At 51.3% G+C, this 21,086-nt stretch carries 1 protein-coding gene; it reads right to left on the minus strand.

Annotation, left to right across the window (positions count from 1 at the left end):
• Positions 1-216: 216 nt before the first annotated feature.
• Complete coding sequence (locus Xsze_RS16965; protein ID WP_099139150.1) at positions 217-20,730, minus strand: non-ribosomal peptide synthetase; 20,514 nt, start codon at positions 20,728-20,730, stop codon at positions 217-219.
• Between the last annotated feature and the right edge of the window lie 356 nt (positions 20,731-21,086).

The raw sequence follows: 21,086 nt of genomic DNA on the forward strand, positions 1-21,086 counted from the left end.
TATAATCACATATGTATAATATTAGTAAAATCAGTAACACCTTGCCAATAAAATGAACAAATATCTATTAAATCAATACATTAAAAATTAATCATGATTTCTATCACATTAAGATTTTATCTCTTGCTCCCTGAATTAAAGCTGCGGTTTCAAATTAACAATAAAAAAATCCGGTGCAAACAAAACACACCGGATTATAATATCAACATTAAATAATTAAATATTATTTACTATATTGTATTCCTCTGTACCATTATTGGCCGCCAGCGCCTTATTCATTGCCTCAACCAAACTCATTCTATTTTCATTATCCTCCATCATGCTTATATGGTTACCAGAGACAGCGATTAGCTGAAGTGATATCTCGGGTATGATATCTGCCCAGCCTAATGACGGTTCTACACTCTCAGTCTCAGGCTTTTCTTCCGTCTCTAAACCGATAACCGGCACGGGTTCTGCCGCATAAAACTGGTGCAGAATTATCGGCAATGCTGACGGTTTATAATCCATAGCTATTTGTGCATAACGATCAATTTGCTCCCAACGTTTTGCAACCACATCAGCACTCAGGTTTGCCGGATATAATGCCAGCTCTTGTGCCGCTTCAATGAACTGCACCATGCTTAACTCATCAATTTGTTGGTGCAAGATTGCAAGCGCCCCTGAATTTTCTTTTCCTGCCTGCCAAGCAAGGCCATCAAAGAAGTGATATTTAGCCTGTTTGTGTTTTTCCTTCACAAGAGAAGGAGAATTTGTATCTATCAATCCCAGAAAATCAACCTGTTCTCCCGCATTCAACAATTTCTGCGCAATAACATATGCCAATATTCCACCAGAGGAATAGCCACTAATCCTGTATGGGCCTGTTGGTTGAACAGCTTTCATCATGATGACCATTCTATCGGCCTGTTCTTCTATCGTTGACATTGGCTCTTCGTTGATGGAAGGCCAAGGCAGCGCATAAATGGGATAGTCAGACTGAAGACACCGCGCCATCAAGAAAACATAAGAATGGTCGCCCATACCTGTAGGAACAAAAAACAGCGGCACTCCCATTCCTTCTGACCGTATCGGTATAGCGCAACTTTGTGACCCGGACTGTGAGTCAGAGGTGATTTTCATCGCCAGTTCAGCCAGTACCGGAAACTGAAACAACGTATTCAACGTGAGGATAATGCCCTGATTGGCGGCCAGATTGATCATTTGCGAGGCAAGCAACGAATGCCCTCCCAAATCAAAGAAGCTGTCATGGCGGCTGATTTGTTCAATGCACAATAATTCAGACCAAATTGCTGCCAACATTATTTCAACCTTTCCTCGGGGGGCAACATAAGCCTGACGTACAAACGCCTCACCGTCTGGCATCGGCAATGCCCTACGATCTAATTTGCCGTTAGAGGTCAATGGAAAAGCCTTCAAATGCACGAAAGCCGCCGGCACCATATAGTCTGGCAAAATCGCGCTGAGATGGGTGCGCAAGCGATTTGCCAAGCCCATACTGTCTTCTGCGACGACATAAGCCACCAGCCTTTTGTTCCCTCCTTCTTCTTGTACCAACACCACGGCATCACTGACAGCCGAATATTCTCTCAATCGAGCCTCGATTTCCCCCAATTCAATGCGAAAACCTCGGATTTTCACCTGATGATCATTGCGCCCCATAAACTCCAGATTGCCATCGGGCAGATAACGGGCCAAATCCCCGGTGCGGTACATCCGTGCACCTGGCTTATTGCTGAATGGGTCGATAAGAAAACGTTCCGCCGTCAATTCGGGGCGATTCAGATAGCCACGCGCGACGCCAACGCCGCCAATATACAGTTCGCCCACCGCTCCCAACGGCACCGGCTGCCCTTTCGTATCCAACAGGTAAATCCGAGCATTGTCGATGGGTCGCCCGATAGGCAGTTTGTCGGTTGCTGAATAATCTGCCGGACAGTGCCAAACCGTGGCACAGATTGTTGCTTCGGTCGGGCCATAAACATTGGACAATGAGAACCGGCCACTTAGGGACTGAAAGAGTGCCGGATCGGGGGTTTCTCCCCCCAATATCAAGGTCAGTTTGAGCGTGGAGGCGGATAATTCATCAGAAATACCCCGCAATAAGGACGGCGTCAGGGAAGCATGCGTCACGGCATTCGTTTCCAAATATTGCCAAAGGCCACGCGAGTCCTGACGTACCGTTTCGTTTGGAATAACCAGACAGACACCACAACCCAATGCCATCATGATCTCCCAGGCACTGACATCAAATCCCAATGAAGCAAACTGCAATACCCTGCTGGTACTGTCAATATTAAACCGCTTGATGAGGAAGAGTGTCAGATTTACCCAGCCTTGATGCTCAACCATCACTCCTTTCGGTATTCCGGTTGAACCGGAGGTATAAATGACGTAGGCCAAATGCCGTGATGTCAAGCCGATTATCCGTGGGTTGTTGTCCGGCTGCGCAGGCACAATATTCGGGTCAAGTACCGTCCGCCCTGCCAGAACTGTTTTTCCCAGTGCGCTAAGCCCAACATTATCTGTCAACACCAGCACCGGATCGGCATCCGCCAAATTTTGTGCCAGACGCTCACCTGAATAGGCCGGATCCAGAGGAACATAAGCTCCACCGGCTTTTAATACTGCCAACAATCCCACGACCATCGCCGGTGACTTTGACACACAAATCACCACCCGCTGCTCCGGCCCGACACCCAATGCAATCAATTGATGAGCCAGCCGATTGGCGCGGATATTCAGTTCTGCATAACTGAGATGCTGCTCCTCATAAACTAAGGCTATGGCTTCCGGTGTATTTTCTGCTTGCCGCTCCACTAACTGATGAATACACAATGAATCAGGATAAGGAACTGCCGTCGCGTTCCAGTTTTCCAGCAATAACCGGCGCTCTGATGGAGGCAGGATATCGATATCCCTGAGTCGCTGCTGGGGCATTGCTACCATCATCTGCAACACATTATGCAAATAACCGATATGTCTTTCTATTGTTTGTTGATCGAACAAAGCGCTGGCATAACGCAATTCCCCGACTATCTTGTCTTCCCTTTCATACAAATTGAGTTCGAGATCAAATTTGACAACCTTTAAGTCTCTCTCAATCGGTGACACCGTCACTCCCGGCAATGCCCAATCCATACTTTCATTATTCTGCCAGGCAAATATCACCTGAAATAACGGCGTATGCGCCAATTGACGGGGTGGTTGCACAATGTCTACCACCTGTTCAAATGGTAAATCCTGATGCGCCTGTGCTGCCAAGGTGGTTTTCCGAACCTGTGCCAACAATTCCGTCACGGTCAGCTCATTTGATACATCCAGACGCAATGCCAGTGTATTCACAAAAAATCCAATTAACGCTTCTACCTCCTGACGACTGCGGCCAGCGCTGGGAGTTCCAATGACAATATCTGTCTGGCCGGACAGACGGGATAACACCACTGCCCAAGCGGTCAACAATGTCATAAATATTGTGGTGCCGTGCTGTTGGCTCAGATGTTTCAATGCCGCGGTCAAGTCCACATCCAGACTGATCGGTAACCCCTGCCCGATAAATGATTGTTCCAATGGACGGGGCCGATCAGTCGGCAAATCCAACAACACGGGTGCATCAGCCAACACAGTACGCCAATAATCAGACTGTGCCTTAATACGTTCAGTGGAAAACCATTGACGCTGCCAAACTGCATAATCCGGATACTGAATAGTCAACGGAGGTAAGGGATCATGCTGCCCAGTGAGATAAGCTGCATAAAGTGTGTTCAGTTCCCGTATCAGTATATGGAATGACCACCCGTCAGAGACAATGTGATGCTGTGTCAGCAAAAACTGATAATCGTCATCCGCAAGCCGGATAAGCATTGCCCGCATCAGTGGGCCACGGTTGAGTTCAAAGGGCTCAGAGGTGGTTTCAGAATATAACTGTTCAAGTGTTGCTTCCACATTCGCGTGTTTACGCAAGTCATGTTGAGACAGCGGCATCCCGCAATCTGCCTCCAGCAGCTGCACCTGCGGCTGGCCGCCAACAGAAATAAACACGGAACGCAAGGCTTCATGCCGTGAAAACAACGTATCCAGTGCTTGCTGCCAAGCGGCTTGATCCAGTGTCCCCCGCAAACGCAGCGCGATTGAAATGTGGTATGTTTCACTGACACCATCTAGTTGCGCCAAAAACCACAAGCGCTGTTGGGCAAATGACAATGGCAATATTCCCTCACGGGGAACGGGTTTGATGGCAGGCAACAGACTATTCTGTGTCTTACGCTGAATATCGATCGCCTTCGCCAGTTCAGCCAATAATGGGGTATTGAACAGCACAGACAATGGCAATTCAGCACCGAGTCCCGTTATCCGGTTCATAACCCGTACCGCCAGCAACGAATGTCCTCCCAGGGCAAAGAAATTATCGTGCCGACTAATGTGTTCAACACCTAACACATCACTCCAAATGGCAGCCAATGCAGTTTCAGTTTCGCCCTGAGGTTCCGCATAAATCTGACGGGCAAAGGCCTGACCGTCTGGCGCCGGCAGGGCATTGCGATCCAATTTTCCATTCGGGGTCAATGGGAAACTATCCAGGTGCACAAAGGCGGCCGGTACCATATAATCCGGCAACATCGCACTTAAATGTGCACGCAGATCGCTCGCCAGTGTCTCTTCCGGCTCCGCCACAATATACGCAACCAGTTGTTTTTCCATCCCCTCACCCAGTGCCAGCACCACAGAATCACGCACTGACGGGAATTCTCTCAGCCGCGCCTCGATTTCCCCCGGCTCTATCCTGAACCCGCGAATTTTCACCTGTTGGTCATTACGGCCCAGAAACTCCAAATTGCCATCGGGCAGATAACGTGCCATGTCTCCGGTGCGATACATGCGGGCATCCGGTTTGTCACTGAACGGATCGATAAAGAAACGTTCAGCGGTTAATTCAGGACGGTTCAAATACCCCCGAGCGACCCCGTCTCCTCCTATATAGATCTCGCCTGCCATGCCCAATGGTACAGGTTGAGCATGATCATCCAGCAAATAAATCCGTGTATTTGTCGTCGGGCGACCAATAGAAACCATTCTCCCCTGATAGTCTGGCGGACAACGCCAACTCGTCGCACATACCGTCGCTTCGGTTGGACCATAATCATTGAACAGCATAACCTGTCCGTGCAGCCCCTTAAGCAGTGCCGCACTGGGCGATTCCCCTGCCAGTATTAAAGTCAGTTTTACCGTCAGTGGAGGAAAATCGGAAATGCCCTGTAGCAGGGAGGGTGTCAAGCAAGCATAAGTGACCGCGTTTTCTTCCAGATATTGCCAAAGGCGAAGCGGGGCCTGACGAACCTCATCGCCCGGGATAACCAAACACGCGCCACTACTTAACGCTGCCATGATTTCCGATACACTGGCATCAAACCCCAATGATGCAAACTGCAATACCCTGCTGGTTTCATCAACATTAAACCGGTTGATTTGGGCGAAAGCCAAATTCACGACGTTTTGATGTGTCACCATCACCCCTTTCGGAACGCCGGTTGAACCCGAAGTATAGATGACATACGCCATATGCCCTGATGTTAATTCAGCGACTTGAGGATTGTTGCCCGGCTGCTCAGGCAAAATATTCGGGTCAAATACCGTTCTTCCTGCCAATGCCTGTTCACCCAATGCCATGAGTCCAACTTTATCCGCCAGCACAAAAACGGGGTCGGCATCCATCACACTCTGCCCCAGGCGCTCGCTGGAATAAGCCGGGTCCAGTGGCACATACACCCCACCGGCTTTCAGAACCGCCAGCACCCCCACTATCATGGCGGGTGATCGTGATACACAAAGCACAACCCGCTGCTCCGGAACAATACCTGACACAATGAGTTGATGTGCCAATCGGTTAGCCCGGGCATTCAGTTCCGCATAACTGAGGTGTTGGTGCTCATACACCAAGGCCGTGGCTTCTGGTGTCTTGTTCACCTGTTGTTCGAATAACTGATGAATACACATTTCCGTCGGATAGGCGGCTTCTGTCTCATTCCACGTTGCCAACAGCAACCTGCGCTCTGTTTCCGGCAGAATTTCCAGTTCCTTGACCGGCATGTCCGGCGTACTCTCCAGCGCTTCAGTCAGGCTTTCCAATGCCTGCTGCATATAGCCACAAATCCGTTCCGGCTCAAACGGCCGGGCTATCTGAACGGTCAGGCCCAACGATTCACCAAAATCCTCTACCGATAACGCCAGCGGATAGTTCGTTCGTTCCTGCGCCCCCAAAAATTCAATCCCTTTTATCAGTTCATTCGATGTGATTGGCAAAGCATTATGCCGATAATTCAGTAACGCATTAAAAAGAGGCATGTTCCCCTGCACATGACTGCATCGCTGGGCCAATGCCAGTGACGCGTGTTCATGGGCGAGTAATTCGGCCAGCCTGACATGAGCAATTTGCGTGCTGTCCCTGACTGAAGTGTCATCCATATCCAGCCGCAATGGCAAGGTATTGATAAACAGGCCCATGCCGTTATCAGCGCCCTCTCCCGCTGCCATGCGCCCGAACAGCACGGTACCGAACACCACTTTTCCCTGTCCACTGGTGCGCGACAGTACCTGTGCCCAGGCCAGATGGCACAACGCGGCCAGACTGACGCCCAGACTCTTGGCCTGCCTGCGCAGGCGTGCATTCAACGCAGGTGGCAGCATCTGGTGAAAATCAGTGACCTGTGAACCATCGCGATGTACCTCCGTCAAACCGAACGGCAGGGTGGGTTCTTCTACATCCCCCAACATCTTGGAAAAGAAACGGATATGCCCTGCTTCACTGATGCCCAAACGTGCCTGTGCCACTGAATTACGGAATGGCACCGGTACCGGCAGGCTGGCTTCCTGTCCATTCAGGCAGGCCTGAACTTCACGGTGCATGATATCCATCGTTGTATGATCACCAATCAGGTGATGCAACAGTTGCAGGACAATCCAGCGGCCATCCTCCTCTTGTGCCACAACAAAACGCAATAACGGGGGCTGACTGAGATCAAGGCGGTAATGGCGGGGATTAAAGCGCCGGGCCAATTGCTCATGGACAGGCCCGTCCGCCGGATCTAAGTTCAACTCCAGCACCGATAAGGAAGCCTGACGCCAGACGACCTGCACCGGCACAGAGAGTTCCTGCCAGAGAAAGGCAGTACGCAAAATATCGTGCCGGTTGACCACTTGTTGCACGGCTGCTAAATAGCGATCCAACAACGCCCGTTCCGCAAATGCCATTTGTGCCATCAGCAGATACGGATCGCCTTCATGGGCCAATAAATGGTGGAACAAAATCCCGTCCTGCAAAGGGGACAACGGGTAAATGTCCTGAATATTCATTATGCCATCCGGCACTTGCCCGGCAATGAGGTCAATATCTGCCTGAGTCAAATCCACCAGCGGCAACATTGCGGGCGTAATCACGGTGACATCAGGGGTAATCATATTGGCGGGTATCAGGGCCGCCTGATGCTGCCCCAGTGTTTGTGCCAGCGTTGACAGCACCGGTGACTGGAACAAATCCCGGATTGCCAGTGTCACTCCCCGTTGACGCAGGCGTTCAATCATCCGCACCGCCATCAAGGAATGGCCCCCCAGGGTAAAGAAATTATCGTGTCGGCTGATCTGCGCCATGCCCAGCAATTCGCTCCAAATAGCGGCCAATACCGCTTCTGTTTCACCTTGAGGCGCTGCATAAACTTGACGGGAAAAAGCCTCACTGTCTGGCATCGGCAGGGCACGGCGATCCAATTTTCCATTCGGAGTCAACGGGAAACTATCCAGGCGCACAAAGGCAGCCGGTACCATATAATCCGGCAAAATTGCATTCAAGTACGTGTGCAGGGTATTTGCCAATTCTTCATTGGCTTTCTCGATAGCATGGGTTTCTTCGGCAATATTAGCTTCTGCGACGACATTAGCTTCTGTGACAATATAAGCCACCAACCGTTTTTCCTGCCCATCTCCCAACACCCGCACTGTGGCTTCACGCACTGCCGGATGTGCTGCCAATCGAACCTCGATTTCTCCCAGTTCAATGCGGAAGCCACGGATTTTCACCTGCTGGTCATTGCGGCCCAGAAACTCCAGATTGCCGTCGGGCAGATAACGCGCCAGATCACCGCTGCGGTACATACGCGCACCCGGTTTATCACTGAAGGGATCGGCCAAGAAACGTTCAGCCGTTAATTCAGGACGATTGAAATAACCGCAGGCAACACCATCGCCCCCAATATACAGTTCCCCTACCGATCCCAGCGGCACTGGTTGCTGCGCCGAATTCAGCAGATAAACCCGTGTATTGGCAATGGGGCGCCCAATCGGAATGTTGGTTGCTTCCTGTCCAACGGACTGAATCGCATAGGTGGTCGTAAAGGTCGTGCCTTCTGTCGGGCCATAACCATTCAAGAGCTGTTGGGGAGGATTCGCCTTCAATACCTCACGAATAACATGGGGATCAAGGGCATCGCCCCCGACAATCAGGCACTTGATCTGCGGCAGCACCGGTGACAATGTCACGGCCAACTGATTGAACAAGCCGACAGTCAGCCACATCACCGTGACACCATGAGTTTGTAACGCGTGTACTAATTCCGCCGGAGTCAATAAAGTATTTCGGTCAATAAGGACCACTGCCCCGCCGTTGAGTAACGGAGCCCAAATTTCAAATGTACTGGCATCAAACGCCGGATTTGCCATAAAAGCGACCCGATCATCCGGCCCAATGTCTGCATAACCATTATTGATGACCAATCGGCTCACGGCACGATGTGGCACCTGAACGCCTTTGGGGGTTCCGCTTGAGCCGGAGGTGTACATGATATAAGCACAGTCGGCACCAGAGCGCGGCACGTCTGGGTTAATGCCGCTTTGCGCGCTGTTTGCCTCATCTTCATTTGTCAGGCAAAGCAGCGGTACGCCCAGTTCCGCCGGAATATCTGCCTGTTTATCCGTGATCAGCAAGCAGGCAGCACAATCCCTGATTAATCCCTGTTTCCGCTCATCCGGCAAACCGGAGTCAATCGGGACATAAACGCCGCCGGCTTTCAGCACCGCCAATTGCGCCACGACCAGCGCCACTGAACGCTCGAATTGCAGTGCCACATGCTGGCCCACACCAATGCCCTGTTCGATAAGCTGATAAGCCAACCGGTTGGCACGGGTATTCAGCTCGGTATAACTGAGGATATCCCCTTCATGTACCAACGCAGTCGCATTCGGGTTTTGCTCTGCCTGCCGTTCGAATAACTGATGGATGCACATTTCCACCGGATAAGTGGCTTCTGTCTCGTTCCACGTTGCCAACAACAGCCTGCGCTCTGTTTCCGGCAGAACTTCCAGTTCCTTGACCGGCATGTCCGTCGCACGCTCCAGCGCTTCCGCCACGCTTTCCAATGTCTGCTGCATATAGCCACAGATCCGTTCCGGCTCAAACGGCCGGGCTATCTGGACGGTCAGGCCCAACGATTCACCAAAATCCTCTACTGATAGCACCAGCGGATAATTCGTCCGTTCCTGTGCGCCCAAAAGTTCAATGCCCTCGATCAACGGCTCCGACGTGACTGATACATCATTATGCCGATAATTCAGCAGGGCACTAAAAAGCGGAATATGACTGTCAACACCGCTGCATTTCTGGGCCAATGCCAGTGACGCATGTTCATTCACCAATAATTCGGCCAATCTGGTATGGGCAATCTGCGCACTGTTCCGTACTGAGGTATCATCCATATCCAGCCGCAACGGCAAGGTATTGATAAACAGGCCCATGCCGTTATCAGCGCCCTCTCCCACAGCCATGCGCCCGAACAGCACGGTGCCGAACACCACTTTTTCCTGTCCACTGGTGCGCGACAGTACCTGTGCCCAGGCCAGATGGCACAATGCCGCCAGACTGACGCCCAGACTCTTGGCCTGCCTGCGCAGGCGTGCATTCAGTGCAGACGGCAGCATCTGGTGAAATTCAGTGACCTGTGAACCATCGCGATACACCTCCGTCAAACCGAACGGCAGGGTGGGTTCTTCTACATCCCCCAACATCTTGGAAAAGAAGCGGGTATGCTCTGCTTCACTGATGCCCAAACGTGCCTGTGCCACCAAATTGCGGTATGGCACCGGCGCCGGTAGGTCGGCCTCCTGTCCGGCCAGATAGGCCTGAACTTCACGGTGCATGATTTCCAGTGTCGTGTGATCACCAATCAGGTGATGCAACAGTTGCAGGACAATCCAGCGGCCATCCTCCTCTTGTGCCACAACAAAACGCAATAACGGGGCCTGACTGAGATCAAGGCGGTAATGGCGGGGATTAAAGCGCCGGGCCAATTGCTCGCGGACAGGCCCGTCCGTCGGATCTAAGTTCAACTCCAGCACCGATAAGGAAGCCTGACGCCAGACGACCTGCACCGGCACAGAGAGTTCCTGCCAGAGAAAGGCAGTGCGCAAAATATCGTGCCGGTTGACCACCTGTTGCACGGCTGCTAAATAGCGATCCAACAACGCCCGTTCCGCAAACACCATTTGTGCCATCAGCAGATACGGATCGCCTTCATGGGCCAATAAATGGTGGAACAAAATCCCGTCCTGCAAAGGGGACAACGGGTAAATGTCCTGAATATTCATTATGCCATCCGGCACTTGCCCGACAATGTGGTCTATATCCGCCTGGGCCAAATCCGCCAGCGGCAGCATCGCGGGCGTAATCACAGTGCTTTCGGGGGTAATCATATTGGCGGGTATCAGGGCCGCCTGATGCTGTCCCAGTGTTTGTGCCAGCGTTGACAGCACCGGAGACTGGAATAAATCCCGGATAGCCAGTGTCAACCCCTGCTGGCGCAGGCGTTCAATCATTTGCACCACCAACAGGGAATGGCCCCCCAGGGCAAAGAAATTATCATGTCGGCTGATGCGTTCAATACCCAATACTTCACGCCAAGCAGCAGCCAGCACGGTTTCGGTTTCACCTTGTGGCAACTCATAATGCTGACGGGCAAACGCTTCAGTGCCTGGTTCAGGCAGTGAGCGATGATCGAGTTTGCCATTCGGCGTGAGCGGGAAGGCCTCTAAACATACAAAGGCTGACGGGATCATATAATCCGGCAAAATAGAGTTTAAGTGGGTACGCAGATTGTTCGCCAATTCCTTGTCCGCATTTGTGACAACATAAGCCACCAGCCGTTTATCTGACGCCTCCCCCCGAACCAATACCGCCGCCTCACGCACGGCCGGGTATTCCCTCAGCCGGGCTTCAATTTCCCCCAGTTCAATGCGGAAGCCACGGATTTTTACCTGATGGTCATTGCGCCCCAGAAACTCCAGATTGCCGTCGGGCAGATAACGGGCCAAATCCCCGGTGCGGTACATCCGTGCCCCCGGCTCATTGCTGAATGGGTCAACAAGAAAACGTTCAGCCGTCAGTTCAGGGCGGTTCAGATACCCACGCGCGACACCAGCACCCCCAATATACAGTTCCCCCATCGCCCCCAGCGGCACTGGCTGTCTTTCCGCATCCAACAGATAAACCCATGCATTGTTGATAGGACGCCCGATAGGAAGTTTGTCGGTTTCTGAATAAGTTGACGGGCAGCGCCAAACCGTGGCACAGACCGTTGCTTCGGTTGGGCCATAAGCATTGAACAGTGAAACCTGACGACTCAAGGCCTGAACGAGTGTCGGATTGGGCGTCTCTCCCGCCAATATCAAGGTCAGTTTTATCGTGAGGGCGGGTAATTCGGAAATGCCCCGCAACAGGGAAGGCGTCAGGCAAGCGTGCGTCACTGCATTCGTTTCCAAATATTGCCAAAGGCCACGCGGGTCCTGACGCACCGTCTCGTTTGGAATAACCAGACAGGCACCGCATCCCAATGCCATCATGATGTCCCAGGCACTGGCATCAAACCCCAATGAAGCAAACTGCAATACCTTGCTGGTGTTATCAAGATTAAACCGGTTGATTTGGAATAGCGCCAGATTCACCCAGCTTTGATGCTCAACCATCACCCCTTTAGGTATTCCTGTTGAACCGGAAGTATAAATGACGTAGGCCAAATGCCGTGATGTCAATCCGGATATCCGAGGATTGCTGTCCGGCTGCGCAGGCACAATATTCGGATCAACCACCGTCCGCCCTGTCAGGACCGATTCACCCAATGCGGTAATTCCAAGATTATCTGCCAATACAAGCACCGGATCGGCATCCGTCAGATTCTGTGCCAGACGTTCGCCTGAGTAAGTCGGGTCCAGAGGGACATAGGCCCCGCCGGCTTTTAATACTGCCAATAACCCCACTACCATCGCCGGTGATTTTGAGACACAAATCACCACCCGCTGATCCGGCCCGACCCCCAAGGCAATCAACTGATGAGCCAGCCGATTGGCACGGGTATTCAATTCTGCATAACTGAGGTGCTGGTCTTCATAAACCAATGCAATAGCTTCCGGCGTATCCTCTGCTTGTCGCTCAAGGAACTGATGAATACACATTTCTGTCGGGTAGTCAGTTTCCGTCCCATTCCAGCTTTCCAGCAATAACCGGCGCTCTGATGGAGGCAGGACATCGATATTTCTCAGTGGCAGACCGGGCGTCGCTGCCATTTGTTGCAACGCCTGATACAGGCAACCGAGATGGCGTTCAATTGTTGTGTGATCAAACAAGGCCGAGGCATAATTCAGCATCCCGACAACCCGGTCACCATCCTCAGACAGAGTCAGTTCAAGGTCAAACTTGGCAATATCCGGTGTTTGATCAACCTGTGATACTTCAAGTCCCGGCAATTTCCACTCCGAACGTTCATTGTTCTGCCAGGCAAACATCACCTGAAACAGCGGGGTATGTGCCAGCTGACGTGGTGGCTGCACAATTTCCACTACCTGTTCAAACGGCAGATCCTGATGTGCCTGTGCCGCCAACGCAGTTTTCCGGACTTGTGCCAGAAATTCTGTCACGGTCAGTTCACCTGAGACATCCAGACGCAATGCCAGCGTATTCACAAAGAAGCCAATCAAGGGTTCAATTTCCTGACGGCTGCGGCCTGCACTCGGGGTACCGATAACAATATCCGTCTGACCGGAAAGGCGAGATAACACCAGTGACCAGGCAGAGAGCAAGGTCATAAATAACGTAACCCCGTGTTGTGCGCTCAACTGTTTCAGGGCCGCGGTGAGTTCCGCATCCAGAGTGATCGGTATCATTTTTCCGGCAAGGGATTGCTCCGCCGGACGAGGGCGATCGGTCGGCAAATCCAGCAGTACCGGGACATCCACCATCACCGTCCGCCAATAGTCCGATTGCACCTGCATGTGCTCAACAGAAAGCCACTGATGTTGCCAGGCAGCATAATCCGGATATTGAATCGCCAGTGGCGGTAAAGGATCGGGATCTCCGGATCGGTACGCCATATAGAGGGCATTCAACTCCCGCGCCAGCACATTCAATGACCAGCCATCGGATACAATATGGTGCTGGGTCAGCAAAAAATGGTAGTCATTATCCGACAACCGGATAAGCATTGCCCGGATGAGCGGGCCACGGCTGAGTTCAAAAGGTTCAGATGCAGCCTCTGTGCATAGCTGGTCAAATACCGTTTTGGCATCCGGCTCCCCACGCAAGTCATGCAGGAACAACGGCAATGTTGCATCAGCCGGCAGCAGCCGGATCTGCGGCTGGCCGTCAACAGAAATAAACACGGAACGCAGGGCTTCATGACGGGCAAACAAGGTATCCAGTGCTTGCTGAAAAGCCGTAATATTAAGCTGACCACGCAAGCGTAATGCGATGGGGATATGGTAAGTTTCACTCAATCCCTCAAACTGAGTCAGTAACCACAGGCGCTGTTGCGCAAATGACAATGGTAATAACCCTTCACGGGGCACCGCCGTTATGGTCGGTAACGCGTTGTTCTGTTGTGCATCAATCCAATGCTGGATTTTTTCTGCCAAGGCAGCCAAGGATGGTGTATTAAACAGTGCCGACAGCGGCAATTCAGCGCCCAGCCTTGTTATCCGGTTCATTAGCCTCACCGCCATCAGGGAATGGCCGCCCAGGGTAAAGAAGTTATCATGCCGGCTGATCTGCTCAATGCCCAGTAATTCACACCAAATTGCCGCCAGCATGGTTTCTGTCTCCCCTTGTGGGGATTCATAATGCTGACGGGCAAATGCGTTACTGTCCGGCTCAGGCAATGAGCGATGATCCAGTTTACCGTTCGGCGTTAACGGGAAAGATGCCAGACGCACAAACGCCGCGGGGATCATATAATCCGGCAGAACATGGCTCAAATGTGCACGCAGGTGATTCGTCAATTCTGCATCTGCCTCCACACCTTCCGCCACAACATACGCCACCAATCTCTTGTCCTGCTCTTCTCCTTGTGCCAGCACCACTGCATCACGCACCGATGCATGCTCTCTCAATCGTGCTTCAATTTCCCCAGGTTCAATGCGGAAACCACGAATTTTCACCTGCTGATCGTTACGTCCCAGAAATTCCAGACTGCCGTCCGGCAGGTAACGGCCTAAATCACCGGTCCGGTACATCCGCGCTGCCGGCTTATCACTAAACGGGTCAACAAGAAAACGTTCCGCCGTCAGTTCAGGGCGGTTCAAATACCCCCGTGCCACACCTGCCCCGCCCACATATAATTCACCCACCGCACCCAACGGCACGGGCTGGCCATCATCACCCAGCAAATACAATGTTAAATCCGGAATGCGCTGTCCGATAGGGCTGGTTATCTGCTCCACATCCTGTTGATTCAGCTCCCGGTAAGTCACATGTACCGTCGTCTCGGTGATGCCGTACATATTGACCAACTGGGGTGACGTCTCACCGCGCAAGCGGTACCACGGCTGCAATATGCCGGGATCAAGCGCTTCTCCGCCAAAAATGACGTAACGCAGCTGATCCGGCAATGGATTGCTGACATAACTGGCAATAAACGCTTTAAACGCACTCGGTGTCTGATTCAACACGGTAATCCCATGCCGGCACACAAATTGGTGGAACGCCTGTGGTGAACGGGCTGTTTCATGTGGGACCAACACCAATTTAGCACCGTAGCGTAACGCACCCCATAATTCCCATACCGAGAAATCAAAAGAGAGGGAATGAAACAAACACCAGACATCTTGCCGGTTAAAGTGATACCAAGCTTGTGTCGCATCGAATAAGCGCAGGATATTGCGGTGCTCAACCATAACGCCTTTCGGAATGCCGGTCGAACCCGAGGTATAAATGATGTAAGCCAAATGCCCTGATGTTAATCCAGCCACTTGCGGGTTGCTGTCCGGTTGCTCAGGCAAAATATTCGGGTCAAGTACTGCCCGTCCTGCCAGTGCGTGTTCACCCAATGTTTTCTGCCCAATGGGATCAGCCAGTACAATGGCAGGTTCAGCATCTGCCAGAATATGGGCCAAACGCTCACTGGTATAAACGGGGTCCAGAGGCACATAAGTACCGCCAGCTTTCAATATTGCCAATACTCCCACCACCATAGCGGATGATCGGGAGACACAGAGCGCCACCCGTTGCTCCGGTTCAACCCCCTGTGCAATCAACTGATGCGCCAACCTGTTGGCCCGGGCATTTAATTCAGCATAACTGAGGCTCTGTTCATGACACACCAACGCTATCGCATCAGGGGTTTCTTTCGCGTGCTGCTCAAACAATTGGTGAATACATTCTGCCCCAGAATACGGCGTTTCTGCTGTGTTCCAAGTGGATGTGTTCCTGGTAGGTGTGTTCCAGGTGGTCAGCAACAGCCTGCGTTCACTCTCCGGCAGAATATCTAATGCCCGGACCGGCATATTCGGCGTGAATTCCAGCGCGGCTGCCAAACTTTCCAGCGCCTGCTGCATGTAACTGCATATCTTTTCCGGATCAAACGGATGGACGACCTGAGCAGTCAGCCCCAAGGCATCACCAAAATCCTCCACGGACAAGACGAAGGGATAATTGGTTCGTTCCTTCAGTTCCAGTAATTCAATCCCTTTTATCAACTCATTCAGCGCCACTGACGTATCATTGTGCCGATAATTCAACAAGGCACTGAAGAGAGGAAGAGTACTATCAACCCCGCTGCATCGCTGGGCCAGAACCAATGACGCATGTTCATGGGTTAAAAGTTCAGCCAGCCGGGTATGGGCTGACCTCACGCTGTCTTGTACCGACGAGCCATCCATATCCAATTGCAAAGGCAAGGTATTGATAAACATCCCCATGCCATTGTCGGTTCCTTCCCCCACGACCATGCGACCGAACAGTACGGTGCCGAAGACGACTTTTTTCTGCCCACTGGTACGCGCCAGAACCTGTGCCCAGGCCAGATGACACAATGCCGCCAGACTAACGCCCAGACGCTGGGCCTGGGTGCGCAGGCGGTCATTCAATTCCGGTACCAGCATTCGGTGGAACTCGGTGACCTGTGAACCATCACGATGCACCTCCGTCAAACCGAACGGCAGTGTGGGCTCTTCCACGTCTGCCAGCATATCGGTAAAGAATCGCTTGTGCTCTGCTTCATTGACACCCAAACGCGCTTGCGCCACCAAATTGCGGAACGGCATTGGTACCGGCAGGCTGGCTCCCTGTCCGTCCAGATAAGACTTCACTTCACGGTGCATCATCTCCAACGTTGTATGGTCACCAATCAAGTGGTGCAGCAATTGCAGGACAGCCCAACGGCCACCTTCTTCCTGTGCTATGACAATACGTAATAACGGCGCCTTATTCAGATCAAGGCGATAATGGCGGGAATCAAAACGTTGCATTAACTGCTCACGGACAGCGCCATCCGCCGGACCCAAATTCAATTCCAGTACAGATAATTCCAGTACAGATAAGGGAACCTGGCGACAGACAACCTGCACCGGCACAGAAAGTCCCTGCCAGAGAAAAGCAGTGCGCAAAATATCATGGCGGTTAATGACCTGTTGCAGGGCGGCTAAATAACGATCCAGCAAAGCCCGATTCTCAAAAGTCATTTGCAGCGTCAGTAAATACGGATCGCCTTCGCTTGCCAGTAAATGATGGAACAAAATACCGTCCTGCAACGGGGATAAGGCGTAGATATCCTGAATATTCGCCAATCCTCCCGGCGCCTGTGCAACAACACAATCAATGTCAGTCTGGGTCAGATCAACCAGCGGCAACATCGCTGGAGTCAGCGCGGTAGTGTCAGGCGTTATTACATTGACCGGTACGATTTCCCCCTCTTGTTGCCCCAGTGTTTGGGCCAATTCTGACAGCACCGGTAACAAAAACAGGTTACGTATTGCCAGTGTTATCCCTCTCTGACGCAAGCATTCGATCACCTTTACCGCCAACAAGGAGTGCCCGCCCAAGGCAAAGAAATTGTCATGCCGGCTGATTGGCTCCATGCCCAGCAATTCACTCCAAATCGCCGCCAATACTGTTTCTTTTTCGCCTTGTGGGGCCTCATAGTGCTGGCGGGCAAATGCCTCATTATCCGGTGCAGGCAAAGCACGGCGATCCAATTTACCGTTAGGGGTCAACGGGAAAGCCTCCAAACGCACAAATGCCGCCGGCATCATATAATTCGGTAAAATGGCACTCAAATATGTGCGCAAATCATTCGCTAAGTTTTTATCAGCATCTGCCACCACATAAGCCACCAGACGTTTATCCGGCACATCTCCCAACGCCAGCACCGTGGATGCACGTACTGCTGGGTGTTCCATCAACCGGGCTTCAATTTCACCCAATTCAATACGGAAACCACGGATTTTCACCTGATGGTCATTGCGCCCCAGAAACTCCAGATTGCCGTCAGGTAAATAACGGGCCAAATCCCCGGTGCGGTACATCCGTGCCCCCGGCTCATTGCTGAATGGGTCGGTAAGAAAACGTTCCGCCGTCAGTTCAGGGCGGTTCAGATACCCACGCGCGACACCAACGCCCCCAATATACAGTTCCCCTTCCACTCCCTGCGGGACTGGCTGACCGCAAGCGTCCAGCAGATAAGCCCGCGTATTTGTTATTGGGCGCCCTATAGGCACCTCGGTTCCTGCATGGTTTGTATAGTCTGACGGACAGTACCAGGTTGTGGCACAAACGGTTGCCTCTGTCGGGCCATAGGCATTGAATAGGGTTGCCTGACCGCTTAGTGCCCGCAATAGCGCAAGGCTGGGGGCTTCACCGCCCAATATTAATGTCGGTTTTATCGTCAGCGCCGGCAAATCAATCCCGTCTCGCAATAAAGCCGGAGCCAGGAAGGCATGTGTCACTGATTGCTCTTCCAGATAGTGCCAAAGTCGGCATGAGTCCTGACGAACAGCCTCAGCCGGAATAACCAGACAGGCTCCGCTGCTCAATGCCATCATGATTTCCCAGACACTGGCATCAAAACCAAATGAGGCAAACTGTAACATTCGGCTGGCAGGATGGATGTTGAATTGGACGATTTTATCCTGAATCAGATTCACCAGCCCACGGTGTTCAATCATCACCCCTTTGGGCGTTCCGGTCGATCCGGAAGTGTAAATCACGTAGGCCAGATGGCGGGAGGTCAAGGCAGTGACTTGCGGGTTGCTGTCCGGCTGGTCAGGCAAAACAGTGGGGTCCAGTATCGTCAGTCCTGCCAGCGCCTGTTCACCCAATGCGGCTTGCCCGGCACTATCCGCCAGCAACATTTCCGGGGCGGCATCGGTCAGGATATGTGACAGCCGTTCCCCGGGATAGGCCGGATCTAAAGGCACATAAGCCCCGCCCGCTTTCAGCACGGCCAACACCGCCGCCACCCGCGCGGGAGAGTTTGCCATGCAAATTGCCACCCTTTGGTCTGGCTCGATCCTCGAAGCAATCAATTGATGTGCCAGCCGGTTGGCCCGGGCATTTAGCTCAGCATAACTGAAGGCATGTTCTTCGTGCACCAAGGCAATGGCATCAGGATTTTTTTCGGCGTGCAATTCAAATAACTGATGAATGCATAACTGATCTGAGTAGGCCCTTTCTGTCGCATTCCAAGTTTCCAGCAGCAATGTACGTTCAACCGCAGGCAACACATTCAGTTTTCCGACGGGGATCTCATCCCCCTCTTTTTTTGATGACAGCAATTCTTGTAAATGTTCACTCATCCGCAAGATGATATCTGCACTCAGGCGACTTTCATCGTAAATCCAACGGAATTCTCCCTGCGCATTGATCTGGAACGTCAACAATTCACCAATGGCATTTTCAATATCACTTTGTATCATCGAAACCGCTATTGGCCACGGACTGCGGGTTTGTAATGCAAGAATATCCCGGAGTGAAGGCGACCGAGAACAAAGATCACGACTGAACGTACGATGCCGTATTAATCGGGTAAGCTCATCATTCACAAAATTAGCCATTGCAGGCCACGGCTTATCAAGCGCTCCTTCAATCTCCATAGGAACCACAGGGGACAACGCTGACAAGTCATCATTGACTTCCACGCCCCAACCGATTTGGAATACAGGCTGTTCCGTCAGGCGGGTAAGATAGATAACAAATGCCTGTAACAACGTTTGCGATGGCGTATCGCCCTCATTACGGGTAACAGGAGTCTGCCAAAGGCTGGTGACCCAACGAGGCTCTGATAAGCTTTTGGAAGATCCAAACGGTAATTGGGCGGGCTGGAAAACGGCAAGGCGTCGCTGCCAAAATGCCTCACTGGGGGCAATTGCCTGGAGGGTATTTTTGACATCCTGTGCCTGTTGTGATGAAAGCAAAGGCAGTGGTTTCCCCGATTTAAGTTCCGCTATTTTAGCCAACTCTCTGGCTGACAGCAGCTGCCCTTCAAGGGTAGCAAAACCACCGATACGGACATCCTCACTGCCGGTCGTTACCCGCCAGGCATCACCTTCCACACTGACCAGTGTGCCGGGTTTTCCCTCCGAACGTTGAGCCAGCGGCTGAAGCCAAGAAATTGTTACTGTCCCTCGCTCCAGTAACAATTTCGGACGTCCCAATGGATTATCATAATTCTCGCCAAAATCTAATGCCCGCACCAGCGCAGACAATGTCTTTGCAGATCGCTCCCAACATAAATACCCGCCAGCATCAGGACGATGCGATAAGGCATAAAAACTCCGTTGTGACAGCTCTTGCGGGTGAGTTACCAATGTGTCCTGGCCCAATTGATTTAACAGTTCCGCAAATCCTTTCTGGGCCGCTTGGTAGCATTTCAGATTCAACGAGAAAGCACTGTCATGTTCTTCAATCGATACGGGCAATTGCACCGCAATATCGCCAGTATCGACACTGCTTTCTATGCGATGCCAAGAAACGGCATAATGTTTCGCCTGCTCCAACAACGCCCAAGACGTGGCATAATGGCCCGCATAACGCGGCAAAGGGCTGTCATGGTAATTAAACGCACCCTTGCGGATCTGTGAAATCAATGACACGGGCAGAATAAGAGGGTTGACGATTGAAAAGAGCCAATCAGCCGGATGCAATATGATGTGTTTTTGCAATGCTTCAACCGAATTCACACAAACTATCCCTTGCTGGTTAGCCCATGTTTGCATGACAGTATCGGTGGATAACACCGCCTGTATAGTATGCCCGGACACCTGAATTAGCTCAGCGCAATAAACAGCAAGCGTTGTTCCTCCTACCACCACACAAGTCCGCAATACAATGGAAGTGTCATTTTTATTATTCATTATCTCTGAATATGAGATTTGAGAAGACGCTTCCTCATTAAAAACATCTCCCTTTTTAGCAATACTACCTTTCATTAATGACCTCTAGAATCTATTAGTTGTTTGAAAAATTTCATTTCAATCCTGAGAGTTCCTATAAATAACTTTTAATTGACGCAATAGTCATGTCATTAATAAATTCGATGTTAACTTAAAAATATTTAGCCAATATTCTTCATTAGACTTTCGAATTAAACATCGAGAAAAATTAAAAGTTAAGTAATAACTCAATGATAATATTCACCATAGTATAATTAATTTATTTTTCCATTACGTAATTATGCAATTACCTCACTTTATTTTAATAAATAATTTTAATTTCATTTCAATAATTATTAACCAAAATATCACCTTAATTAGATGAATGTTACATTTGTGATTTTTTTAATACT

This window comes from Xenorhabdus szentirmaii DSM 16338 (assembly GCF_002632585.1).
Taxonomy (GTDB): Bacteria; Pseudomonadota; Gammaproteobacteria; order Enterobacterales; family Enterobacteriaceae; genus Xenorhabdus; species Xenorhabdus szentirmaii.